This window comes from Pseudomonas sp. DE0010, assembly GCF_007680745.1.
Classification (GTDB): Bacteria; Pseudomonadota; Gammaproteobacteria; order Pseudomonadales; family Pseudomonadaceae; genus Aquipseudomonas; species Aquipseudomonas parafulva_B.
In genome coordinates this window covers 115,943-126,440 of record NZ_VEJQ01000014.1, presented here as the reverse complement: position 1 = coordinate 126,440, position 10,498 = coordinate 115,943, and the positions used below count along the sequence as shown (strand labels likewise).

Below are 10,498 nucleotides of genomic sequence, written 5' to 3'. Positions count from 1 at the left end.
CTTAAACTGCTTTGAATACTTGCGCATAAAAACCCCAAAAGTGGACGGGTGTCCAACATTTGGGGCGCAGCTCACCCCCGTGTGGGAGCGGCCTCGTGCCGCGATGGGCCGCGCAGCGGCCCCAAATTCTCTACCCCGACTCGCGAATCCCCCCCGGGCACCCCCAGCCTGCCACCGCCATCCCCCTTCGCCCACCACCGTCGTTGCCAGACAACATCCCGCCACCCATCCCCCCCTTTCACACGTAAGACGACTCCTACAAACCCATTACCGACACCCTCATAGCTATTTGACACTATTCTGACGTCAGGCCCTTGTTCAGGGGTTGGCAACGTTGCCACCCTTGGCTATCGGGATAACCTGACACCCACAAGGGGAATCGGCATGGGCGCGAGCAAGCACGGTGTGTTGGCCAACCTGGGCATGGCCCGCAAACTCGCGCTGGGTTTCACCCTGGTGTTGCTGCTGACCCTGGCGGTGGCTGCCATCGGCATCGCGGCGTTGCACAGTGTCGGGCAGCGCTTTGACAGCCTGCGCGAGCTGGCGCAGTTCAACACCGACCTGTTGCGCTTGCGCCAGCACGAACAGGCATTCGCACTGCGCTCCGACATCAAACAAGCCGAAGCCTTGCGCGCCGGGTTGCAAGGGTTGCTCGAGCGCGCCCGTGCACTGCCGGCCCTGGCGGCAGCCGAACCTGAGCTGGCCGCCTATGGCCAGGCATTCGAAGCATTCGTCGGCGCGGTGCAGGCCAAGGAACTGGCGCTCGACACCGCCAGCTGGTCGGTCTCAAGCGTTGCCAACAACCTCGACGTGCTGCAGTCCGGCCTGGCGGATGACGGGGTGTATACCCTCAAGCAATCGCAAGGCCAGCAGGGCGGTGAGTTTCTGGAACAGGCCGCGCAGGTGGCGCAGGTCTCGCGGTTGATGCTCCAGGCCATGGATGAAGCCCGGGTACGCCTTGAGAAAAGCCGCAAGGGCGAAGACGATGTCAGCCAGGCGCGCATCGCGCAAACGGTCGAGGCTGCCAGCCTGGTGGGCCAGTTGCAGGCGGCGGTCACCGACAGTGGCTACCAGAGCGTACTCAACGAGGTGGCGGGGCACATTGGCAGCTTCTCCGAAAAACTCAATGAATACACCGACCAACTGGCCAGCGAACAAGGGCTCAAGGCACAGTTGCAGGCCTCGGCCGAGCACGTCACCAGCCGCGTCGATCAGGCCTACCTCGGTGAAGAGCGCGTGCTGCAAGGTGACCTGCAGCGCAACACGGTGGCCATCGCCATCGCCACCGCGCTGGCCTTGCTGGTGGGCGTGCTGGCTGCCTGGCTGATCACCCGCGCCGTGGTTGGCCCGCTCAAGCATGTGATTGCCCGTGCACAGCGTATTGCCGACGGCGAACTGGCCTTCGAACCCGTCGCCCCGCGCCGCGATGAAGTAGGACAACTGACGCAGGCCATGCAGCAGATGGCCGCAGGCCTGTCAGGCATCGTCAGCGGTTTGCAACAAGGCATCGAGCAATTGGCCGGCAACGCCCAGGCGCTGTCGGCCGTGACCGAGCAGACCAACCGCGAAGTCGGCAGCCAGAAGGAAGAGACCGAGCAAGTGGCTACGGCGATGCAACAGATGACGGCCACTGTGCACGATGTGGCGCGCAACGCCGAGGAGGCCGCGCAAGCGGCGCAGGCTGCCGACGAGAAGGTCGACTCAGGCCAGCATGTGGTGCGCCAGAGCATGCAGCGCATCGAGCAGTTGGCCGTCGCTGCCGAAACCGCCAGCGCGAGCATTGAAAGCCTCAGCTCTGAGATCCATACCATTGGCGATGTGCTCGAAGTCATCAAAAGCGTGGCCGAGCAAACCAACCTGCTGGCCCTCAATGCGGCCATCGAAGCGGCCCGTGCCGGCGAGCAGGGGCGCGGCTTCGCGGTAGTGGCCGATGAGGTGCGTGCACTGGCCAGGCGCACGCGCCAGTCCACCGAGCAGATCGAAACCCTGGTGGCCAGCCTGCGCGGCAATGCGCAGCAGTCCGTCGCGCAGATTCGCGGCAGCACCGAGCTGGTGCGCCTGGCAGTGGCCGATGCCCTGCACACCGAAAGCGCACTGGGCAGTATTGCCGCAGCAGTGTCGTTGATTCAGCAGATGAACCAGCAAATCGCTGCCGCAGCCGAACAGCAAAGCTCGGTCGCCGAAGAGATCAGCCGCAGCGTCACCCAGATTCGTGGCAGTGCCGACCAGGCCGCACTGGCCATGCAGGACAGTGCCCGGTCCAGCGTAGAGCTGGCGCAGTTGGGCACCGATCTCAAGGGCATGGTCGGCCATTTCAGGCTGTGATCGGGCCAGCCTGGCAGGGCGCCGCCAGCGCGGAGCCTGCCATTGGCGGGGGCGTTACGCCTTGCGTGGGTTGAGGATCAGCAGAGCCAATACACCGGCCACGATGCCCCAGAAAGCCGAACCGATGGAGAATAGTGTAAGCCCCGAGGCCGTGACCATGAAGGTGATGACGGCCGCTTCACGCTCGCGTGCTTCACTCATGGCTACCGTCAGGCCATTCATGATCGAGCCAAACAGCGCCAGCGCCGCGATCGACAGCACCAGTTCCTTGGGCAAGGCCGCGAACAACGCCGCCAGCGTCGCCCCGAACACGCCGGCAACCCCGTAGAACACGCCGCACCATACGGCCGCGGTGTAGCGCTTGCGCGGGTCTTCATGGGCATGCGGCCCGGTGCAGATGGCCGCGCTGATGGCAGCCAGGTTCACCCCGTGCGAGCCAAACGGGGCCAGCAGCAACGAAGCCAGGCCGGTGGCTGAAATCAATGGAGAGGCCGGCACCTGGTAGCCGTCAGCCCGCAGCACGGCAATGCCCGGCATGTTCTGCGAGGTCATTGCCACCACAAACAGCGGAATGCCGATGCTGATGGTGGCTGCCAGCGAAAAGTGCGGCGTGGTCCACACTGGCGTTGCCATTTCCAGTGCGAAGCCACTGAAGTCCAGCAGCCCCAGGGCGCCGGACAATGCCGTGCCCACCAGCAGCGCGGCCAGTACGCAGTAGCGCGGCGACAGGCGCTTGACCAGCAGATAGCTGAAGAACATGCCCAGCACCAGCAAGGTACGGTGCTGGGCGGCGACGAAGATCTCGCTGCCGATCTTGAACAGGATGCCGGCCAGCAGCGCCGATGCCAGCGAGGCAGGAATACGCTTGACCAGGCGCTCGAAGCTGCCGGTCAGCCCACAGACCAGCACCAACGCTGCGCAGGTGATGTAGGCGCCAATGGCCTCCCCGTAGCTAACCCCGCCAAGGCTCGTGATCAGCAGCGCCGCGCCGGGCGTGGACCAGGCCACCGTCACGGGCGTGCGGTAGCGCAGGGACAGGCCGATACTGCAGACCGCCATGCCGATCGACAGCGCCCAGATCCACGAGGATATCTGCGCAGTGGTCAGGCCAGCCGCTTGCCCGGCCTGAAACATCAGCACCAGCGAAGAGGTGTAGCCGGTGAGCATGGCGATGAAGCCTGCGACCACCGCCGAGGGCGAGGTATCTGCCAGGGGGCGAAGGCGAGCGGAGGTGGCATCGGTCATGAAAAAATCCTTGTAAGGGTATACGCCGTGGTTTTCAGACTAACGCCAGGCGAGGTGACAGCAGCGATACAGCGATCATTGCTTTTAACCGTACAGTCGTTAACTATCAGGCGCTCTGGTATGACGGCATTGCAGGGGTAGGGGTGATGTACAAGGTTTACGGCGATTATCAATCGGGTAACTGCTACAAGGTCAAGCTGATGCTCAGCCTGTTGGGGCGGCCTTATGAGTGGCACCCGGTGGACATCCTCAAGGGCGAGACCGAGACGCCCGAGTTCCTGGCCATGAACCCCAACGGCAAGGTGCCGGTGTTGCAGCTTGAGGACGGCAGTTACCTGTGGGAATCCAATGCCATCCTCAACTACCTGGCCGACGGCAGCGAGTTCCTGCCAGCCGAGCCGCGCCTGCGCACCCAGGTGCTGCAGTGGCAGTTCTTCGAACAATACAGCCATGAGCCGTATATCGCCGTGGCACGCTTCATTCAGTTCTACCTGGGGCTACCGGATGATCGCGTCGAGGAGTACCGCAAGTTGCACAAGGGCGGCTACAAGGCGCTGCGTGTGATGGAGCGGCAGTTGCTGGTGACCCCGTATCTGGTGGGGGACCAGTATTCCATTGCCGATGTGGCGTTGTATGCCTACACCCATGTGGCGCAGCAAGGCGGTTTCGACCTGACGGACTACCCGGCCGTGCGCGCATGGCTGGAGCGGGTGAGCAGCCATCCGCGGCATGTGCCGATGGTAGGGTGAACCACGAGGTCGTGTAGGAGCGTCCTTGCCGGGGCGCCGGACCGGCCGCGATGGGCCGCAAAGCGGCCCCGTCGATACATGCTGCGGAGCTGAAATCAAGGGGGCGCGCTACGCAGCCCATCGCGGCCGGTCCGGCGCCCCGGCAAGGCCGCTCCGGACCTCGCTGGCTTGCGGGTGCCAAGGCAGCACCCGCCACTGTGGCTCAATGGTTACCAAACCGCTCATCCAGGTAAGCAATGATGGCCTTGGACTCATACATCCAGGTCACCTTGCCCGCTTCCTCGATGCGCAGGCATGGCACTTTGATCCGGCCACCGCCTTGCTCCAGGGCCTGGCGGTGCACAGGGTCGTTCTTGGCGTCGCGCAACGCCACCGGCACGTTCAGGCGGTGCAAGGTGCGGCGGGTCTTGACGCAGAATGGGCAGGCATGGAACTGGTAGAGCGCCAGGCCCTTGGCCGCCTCGTCCACGCCGGCCTGGGCCGCCGGGTCGCGCTTGCGCTTGGCCGGGCGGCTGACCCAGTCGCCGAATACGATAAGCTGGCCGAGGCCAACCCGCAGGGCTTTGACGATCATCTACAAACTCCTGAAATGAAAAAGGCCGACCGGCAGGGGTCGGCCTGGGTGACGCAGCCGGTTACTTGATCAGGCTGAGGAACTCGCTGCGGGTGGCCGCGTTGGCGCGGAACTCACCCAGCATCACCGACGTGATCATGCTCGAATTCTGTTTCTCCACACCGCGCATCATCATGCACATGTGCTTGGCCTCGATGACCACGGCAACGCCGGCGGCACCGGTGACCTGCTGTACGGCATCGGCGATCTGGCGGCTGAGGTTTTCCTGGATCTGCAGGCGACGAGCGTACATGTCGACGATACGCGCCACTTTCGACAGGCCCAGCACCTTGCCCTTGGGCAGGTAGGCCACGTGGGCCTTGCCGATGAAGGGCAGCATGTGATGCTCGCACATCGAATACAGCTCGATGTCCCGGACCAGCACCATTTCGCTGTTGTCGGAACTGAACAACGCGTTGTTGGTCACTTCTTCCAGTGTTTGCTCATAACCGCGGCAAAGATACTTCATCGCCTTTGCAGCCCGCTTGGGCGTGTCGAGCAGGCCCTCACGGGAGACGTCCTCGCCAATCTGGCTGAGGATCTCGGTGTAGTTCTGTTCCAGGGACATGGATCTACCTGTGGGAAAAATCGCAAAAACGAAGGTTACGGCGGCAAGGGCGGCGCTGCAAGCGCGGCGTTACTCGTCGCGGCCTTCGAGCATGGTTCGCTTGAGCATCACATACACGGCGCCAGTGCCCCCGTGGCGGGCACTGCAGGAGGCAAAGCCGAGCACTTGCGGGTGCTGGCGTAGCCAGGTGTTGACGTGGCTCTTGATCATGGGGCGCTTGCCATCCAAGCGTGCCGCCTTGCCGTGGGTGACCCGCACACAGCGTACTTCCAGGCGGGTCGCTTCGGCGATGAAATCCCAAAGTGTCTCGCGCGCCTTTTCAACGGTCATGCCGTGCAGGTCCAGGCTGCCTTCGAACGGTATCTGCCCAAGCTTGAGCTTGCGCAGCTGGGTTTCCTGAACGCCGTCCCGGCGCCACATCAATTCGTCTTCGGCGCCCACGTCGATGACGAACTGGTCGGACATACCATCGATGACCAATGCCTTGTCGCTGGACACGGTCGCCGCCTGGCGCAGGCCGGCCAGCTTCTGGCGATCGGCCTTGGGCTTGCCGACCTCGGCACGGTCGTGCGTGATCGGCTTGACGCCGCGCACTTCGGCCTTGAACAGGGAAAAATCGTCGTCTTGCATGATGCCTCCACGTGGGCGGCGTAGTTTACGCGAGTGCGCGGCGGTGTGCAGCCATGGTGGTTAGGTGGGGAAGGGGGACGGTGGACTACTGTAGGAGCGGCCCTTGTGCCGCGATGGGGCGCGCAGCGGCCCCGGCGATATAGGTTGCCAAGCTGAAATCCTGGGGCCGCTGCGCGCCCCATCGCGGCCGGTCCGGCGTCCCGGCAAGGCCGCTCCTACCGGGGGGCAGCGTTTGCAGGGACCTCACTCATGCTTTTTCATCAAGTGAGGCGACATGTTCAGCTCCCGAGCCCGGCGCAGGCGGATGCGGCTCAGGCGCCAGAAGCGTACGCCGAGCCACAGCATCAACAGCCCCACCACCGTCAAGGTGGCGGCAAGCGGCTTGTTGGCGTTGAGTTCAGCCAGGGCAGGGTAGTTGCCCAACAGCCCGGCCACGCCGGCCATGGCCAGCAACACACCGAGGGTGGCCAGCAGCGCGGAAAGCGCAGCACCCAGGCGTGCGCCCCAGCTGCGCGGTTCGCGCGGGCGCAGGCGCTTGGCGTCGATACTGCCTTTGAGCTTCATCCTGCTCTCCTGTAGAGGTATGGGCCCTTCGACCCACAATCACACCTCCGGTTCCTGCCTGCCGCCACCCACCTGATCGGGTCAGATCAGGCTGGCCGTCGGCGCCACGCACGCGAAGTTGTCGGCCATCACGGCCATTTCACACCGGTGGATCTGCGCCGCTGGAATCACTTGGTCGTTAAAAGCCAGGTCACGGGTGGCCGACGCATCTTCCACCAGGGTGCACCGGTAACCATAGTCCTTGGCACGGCGCACGGTGGTGCTGACGCTGGAGTGGCTCATGAAGCCGCAGACGATCAGGTCGAGATGGCCGAGTGCCTGCAACGTCTCGTGCAGCTTGGTGTTCTTGAAGGCATTGGGCATGCGTTTTTCGATGACGGTCTCACCTTCCAGCGGTTCGAGCCCCGGAATGAACTGACCTGCAGGGCCCTGGGGGTCGAAGCGCCCGCCAACGGTGCCCAGATGGCGAACATGGATGATCGGGCGGCCGCTCTTGCGCGCGGCGTCGAGCAACCTGGCGATGTTGGCCACGGCCTCATCCATGCCCGACAGCGCCAGGGGCCCGGTCAGGTACTCCTTCTGCGCATCAATGATGATCAGGCTGGCTTGGCTCAGCTTGGCCGGCGGGTAATCGCGGCCAGTGAGGCGGAACATCGTGGTTGGAACGGACATCAAGGGCTCCTTGGTATAGGGCTTTTGTGCGCCTATTCTCCCCTGCCTTGGCGACAATGGGAATGGTTGACAACGCAAGCGGCGTGGTTGCTGGCTTGTGGCTACCGTACGGGCGATTGCAGGGAACAAATCCGGGGCCTGGGCTGTTAGACTTTCGGCCAGTCTGAATTAGGAGTTTCCCGTGATCACATCCCGTCTGCGCACGCTGCGCGACTACATCCGTTGGGCGGTCAGCCGCTTTCATGAGCACGACCTGTTCTTCGGCCATGGTGCCGACAACGCCTGGGATGAAGCCCGGTTGCTGGTGCTGGGGGCGGTCCACCTGCCGTTTGAGGTGGCCGACAGCTACCTGGACTGCATGCTCGAGGATGCCGAGCGCGTACAGCTGCAGCACTTGCTCAAGCGCCGCATCGAAGAACGGGTGCCCACCGCCTACCTGCTGGGCGAGGCCTGGTTCTGTGGCATGTCGTTCATCGTCGATGAGCGCGTGCTGGTGCCGCGCTCTCCCATTGGCGAGCTGCTGGAAAAGCGCCTTGAGCCGTGGCTGGGCGCTGAGCCAGGCCGCATTCTGGACCTGTGCACCGGCTCCGGCTGCATCGGGATCGTCGCCGCCGACGTCTTCCCGCAGGCCGAGGTGGTGCTGGCCGACCTGTCGTTCGAAGCGCTCGAAGTGGCCAACCAGAACATCGAGCGCCATGGCCTCGATGGCCGGGTGTACACCGTGCAGGGCGACGGTTTCGAAGGGTTGCCGGGCCAGCGCTTCGACCTGATCCTGTCCAACCCGCCCTACGTGGACGCCGAAGACTTCGACGACATGCCGGCCGAATACCACCACGAACCGGAGCTAGGCCTTGCTTGCGGTGCCGATGGTCTGGACCTGGTACGGCGCATGCTGGCCGATGCGGCCGACCACCTGACCGAAAAGGGCTTGCTGATCGTGGAGGTGGGCAACAGCCAGGTTCATGTCGAGGCGCTGTACCCGGAAGTCGATTTCGCCTGGCTTGAATTCGAGCGCGGCGGGCATGGGGTATTCATGCTCACCGCCGAGCAGTGCCGTCAGCATCAGGCGTTGTTCAAAGACCGCGTCTGAGGGCGCGTGGGTGCAACGGGTGTCAGGCGCCCGTTTCGCCCAACCCGTTTTCAAAACGCCCGAGGCCCATGAAACGCCAGGCCCAGGGTTTCAACGCGTGGCGATCCAGATCAGCAGCCCGGCTTGAAACAGTGCAAAGGCCACCAGGCAGGTGATGGTGAACCGCAAGCCGCTGTCTTCGCGCTGGTACTTGGCCACACGCTCATCACGCTCGCGCAAGCGGGCCTCGCCTTCCTGCAACTGCTGGTCTGCCTGCTGCAACAGCTGTGCGGCATCCAGAAGGCCCAGGCGCTGCACGCGCTCGCTGTTCCAGCCTACCTCCAGCTGGTCTACCCGGGTCTCGGCCGTTCGGCCCTTGAGCACTTGCCCGTCTTCGTATTGCACCTCAAGGCCTGCCCCGCGCAGGCACTGGTCTCGGCGCAGGCGCGAGTCCTCCTCCAGCGCATTCTTGCTCGGCAGCGCAAAGGCCTCTACCCGATAATTCGGCCATTTGCGCTGCAGCCACTGGGCGGCCTGGGCCAGCAGGAAGCGGCCCAGGCCGCGATTGACCGGCTCCAGTTGCAGGCCATGCTCATCCCCAAGGCGCACGCACCGCGTCTGGTGATCTACGCGTATGTCCACCTGGTTATGGCCCTTGTGCACCTTCTGGCCGGGCAACGCAATCTGCATGCGCAGCAGGCTGTGGGCCGGGTCGTGGCGCTCGGCATAGCCGAACTGTACGAAACGCAGGGGGCGGGCGCCGGTTACGCGGTCGCCAGGCAGCGGCGCCAGGCGCAGCAACTGGTGATGCTCGACGGCCAGGTCCGCCCAGGGCAGGGCGGGGGTGTGTTGGGGCTCTTCAGCCGGCTCTGTGGCAGCAGGTGGTGTGGTCATCAGGGCATGTCCTTGGCTATGCACGCTGTATCGGCCGCCGCTGCGCAGACCTGAGCCCGTCGATCAGGCCGATGGCAACTGGCGAATGAACGCGACGATCTGCTCGCCCAGCTCCCGTGCCAATGGCAACTGCGGGTTCTGGTAGCTCTCGCGCTGTTCGCTCATGTCCTTGGGGCTGATGCGCAGCATGTGGTTCATGCCTTCGATCAGCACCAGGTGGGCATCGGGTTTGGCGTCCTTGAGCTTCTGCGCATCGGCCACGTCCACCTGCACGTCGTTGCGTCCCTGCACGATCAGCGCTGGCATGGGCAGCCGTGCAAACGCGGCTGCCGGGTCCTGCCGGAACAAGGTGATCAGGTAGGGCTGCACGCTGGGGCGAAACACCTGGCGCAGCGGTGCGGGTACGTCCAGGCTCGTCTGGCCGGCTTCCAGGCGGTCAAGCAGGGCACTGCCACGGGCCAGCTGCGCAGGCGGCAGGCGCTCGGCAAGCTGCTCGCGCACCACTTCGGCCAAGGGCCTGCCGCTGCCGGCCAGGCTGATCACCGCACTGGCCCCGGCCTGCTCGGCGGCCAGGCTGGCGATCAGCGCACCTTCGCTGTGGCCGATCAGGATCAACGAGCCGAAGCGGGGGTCGGCCTTGAGCTTGTGGCCCCAGGCCACCACGTCGGCGACATAACGCTCCACGCTCAGGTCGCGTTCATCGGGCGTAGCCGGTTGGCTGGCGGCCACGCCGCGCTTGTCGTAGCGCACGCTGGCGATATTCGCATTGGCCAGCAGCAAAGCCAGGCGCTTCAAGTTGTCCACGCGCCCGCCAGCCGGGTTGTTGCCGTCGCGGTCAGTGGGCCCGGAGCCTGCGATGATCAGCACCACCGGCGGCGGGGTGTCCTGCTGGGGTAACAACAGGCTGCCGTGCAATACGCCCTGACCGGTGTCCAGGTCGATGGGGCGGTGCAGGACGGTGGGGGTGGCGGCATGGCAAAGGCTGGTCAACAGCAGGCAAAGCAGGGCAATGAAACGCGGCATCGTGCGCAACTACACAGGGGGAGATAGCACTTTGACCTACAGTGGCCGTGGAAGGTTCTAGGGCCAGGCCCAAGGCCCCGCATCGCCCGGAACGACGCGCTCGCCAACCGGCCCGCACACGCGGGCAATCCATCTGTATACTGCCG

11 protein-coding genes and 1 pseudogene are annotated in these 10,498 nt (G+C 64.5%); 4 read left to right on the top strand and 8 right to left on the bottom strand.

Features of this window, described 5'->3' with window-relative positions; genetic code table 11:
- Positions 1-384 precede the first annotated feature (384 nt).
- Together FS767_RS23515 and FS767_RS23510 are read left to right on the top strand one after the other, a co-directional pair.
- A pseudogene (locus FS767_RS23515) lies at positions 385-1,464 on the top strand (HAMP domain-containing protein); the annotation flags it as partial.
- Positions 1,453-2,325, top strand: a complete 873-nt coding sequence (locus FS767_RS23510) for a methyl-accepting chemotaxis protein (protein WP_371921590.1) — start codon at positions 1,453-1,455, stop codon at positions 2,323-2,325. The pseudogene FS767_RS23515 and the gene FS767_RS23510, both read left to right, overlap by 12 nt.
- Before the next feature lie 54 nt (positions 2,326-2,379).
- Here FS767_RS23510 and FS767_RS12945 read toward each other — a convergent pair whose 3' ends face one another.
- A complete protein-coding gene (locus tag FS767_RS12945) occupies positions 2,380-3,570 on the bottom strand; it encodes a benzoate/H(+) symporter BenE family transporter (protein WP_144966033.1) in 1,191 nt (396 codons plus the stop codon).
- 146 nt (positions 3,571-3,716) lie between these two features.
- Here FS767_RS12945 and FS767_RS12940 point away from each other — a divergent pair, with 146 nt between their 5' ends.
- The gene (locus FS767_RS12940) at positions 3,717-4,319 is read left to right on the top strand and encodes a glutathione S-transferase family protein (RefSeq protein ID WP_144966031.1); all 603 of its coding nucleotides are present in this window, start codon (positions 3,717-3,719) and stop codon (positions 4,317-4,319) included.
- Positions 4,320-4,521: 202 nt separating this feature from the next.
- On the opposite strand, the gene FS767_RS12935 is transcribed toward FS767_RS12940, so the two are convergent.
- The 5 genes from FS767_RS12935 to FS767_RS12915 all read right to left on the bottom strand — a co-directional run bounded on the left by FS767_RS12935 (position 4,522) and on the right by FS767_RS12915 (position 7,366).
- Positions 4,522-4,893, bottom strand: a complete 372-nt coding sequence (locus tag FS767_RS12935; RefSeq protein ID WP_144966029.1) for a glutaredoxin — start codon at positions 4,891-4,893, stop codon at positions 4,522-4,524.
- 61 nt (positions 4,894-4,954) lie between these two features.
- Positions 4,955-5,500: a GTP cyclohydrolase I FolE gene (folE, locus tag FS767_RS12930; protein ID WP_023535356.1), complete on the bottom strand. Its 546-nt coding sequence runs from the start codon at positions 5,498-5,500 to the stop codon at positions 4,955-4,957.
- A gap of 69 nt (positions 5,501-5,569) precedes the next feature.
- The gene (locus tag FS767_RS12925) at positions 5,570-6,130 is read right to left on the bottom strand and encodes a Smr/MutS family protein (RefSeq protein WP_144966027.1); all 561 of its coding nucleotides are present in this window, start codon (positions 6,128-6,130) and stop codon (positions 5,570-5,572) included.
- Positions 6,131-6,373: 243 nt separating this feature from the next.
- Entirely contained in the window at positions 6,374-6,694 is a 321-nt protein-coding gene (locus tag FS767_RS12920) for a hypothetical protein (protein WP_100851085.1), read from the bottom strand.
- Between the two features lie 81 nt (positions 6,695-6,775).
- Positions 6,776-7,366: a cysteine hydrolase family protein gene (locus FS767_RS12915; RefSeq protein ID WP_058639718.1), complete on the bottom strand. Its 591-nt coding sequence runs from the start codon at positions 7,364-7,366 to the stop codon at positions 6,776-6,778.
- A gap of 181 nt (positions 7,367-7,547) precedes the next feature.
- Between FS767_RS12915 and prmB the strand changes: the two genes are divergently transcribed.
- Positions 7,548-8,456, top strand: a complete 909-nt coding sequence (prmB, locus tag FS767_RS12910; RefSeq protein WP_144966025.1) for a 50S ribosomal protein L3 N(5)-glutamine methyltransferase — start codon at positions 7,548-7,550, stop codon at positions 8,454-8,456.
- A 90-nt stretch (positions 8,457-8,546) separates the two neighbouring features.
- On the opposite strand, the gene FS767_RS12905 is transcribed toward prmB, so the two are convergent.
- Together FS767_RS12905 and FS767_RS12900 are read right to left on the bottom strand one after the other, a co-directional pair.
- Complete coding sequence (locus FS767_RS12905; RefSeq protein ID WP_144966023.1) at positions 8,547-9,329, bottom strand: hypothetical protein; 783 nt, start codon at positions 9,327-9,329, stop codon at positions 8,547-8,549.
- Positions 9,330-9,392: 63 nt separating this feature from the next.
- A complete protein-coding gene (locus FS767_RS12900) occupies positions 9,393-10,352 on the bottom strand; it encodes an alpha/beta hydrolase (RefSeq protein WP_144966021.1) in 960 nt (319 codons plus the stop codon).
- Between the last annotated feature and the right edge of the window lie 146 nt (positions 10,353-10,498).

Coding starts and splice junctions, on each gene's coding strand:
- FS767_RS12915 (WP_058639718.1), bottom strand. CDS start 7,366: ATGTCCGTTCCAACCACGATGTTCCGCCTCACTGGCCGCGATTACCCG.
- FS767_RS12940 (WP_144966031.1), top strand. CDS start 3,717: ATGTACAAGGTTTACGGCGATTATCAATCGGGTAACTGCTACAAGGTC.
- FS767_RS12945 (WP_144966033.1), bottom strand. CDS start 3,570: ATGACCGATGCCACCTCCGCTCGCCTTCGCCCCCTGGCAGATACCTCG.
- FS767_RS23510 (WP_371921590.1), top strand. CDS start 1,453: ATGCAGCAGATGGCCGCAGGCCTGTCAGGCATCGTCAGCGGTTTGCAA.
- FS767_RS12920 (WP_100851085.1), bottom strand. CDS start 6,694: ATGAAGCTCAAAGGCAGTATCGACGCCAAGCGCCTGCGCCCGCGCGAA.
- folE (WP_023535356.1), bottom strand. CDS start 5,500: ATGTCCCTGGAACAGAACTACACCGAGATCCTCAGCCAGATTGGCGAG.
- FS767_RS12935 (WP_144966029.1), bottom strand. CDS start 4,893: ATGATCGTCAAAGCCCTGCGGGTTGGCCTCGGCCAGCTTATCGTATTC.
- FS767_RS12905 (WP_144966023.1), bottom strand. CDS start 9,329: ATGACCACACCACCTGCTGCCACAGAGCCGGCTGAAGAGCCCCAACAC.
- FS767_RS12900 (WP_144966021.1), bottom strand. CDS start 10,352: ATGCCGCGTTTCATTGCCCTGCTTTGCCTGCTGTTGACCAGCCTTTGC.
- FS767_RS12925 (WP_144966027.1), bottom strand. CDS start 6,130: ATGCAAGACGACGATTTTTCCCTGTTCAAGGCCGAAGTGCGCGGCGTC.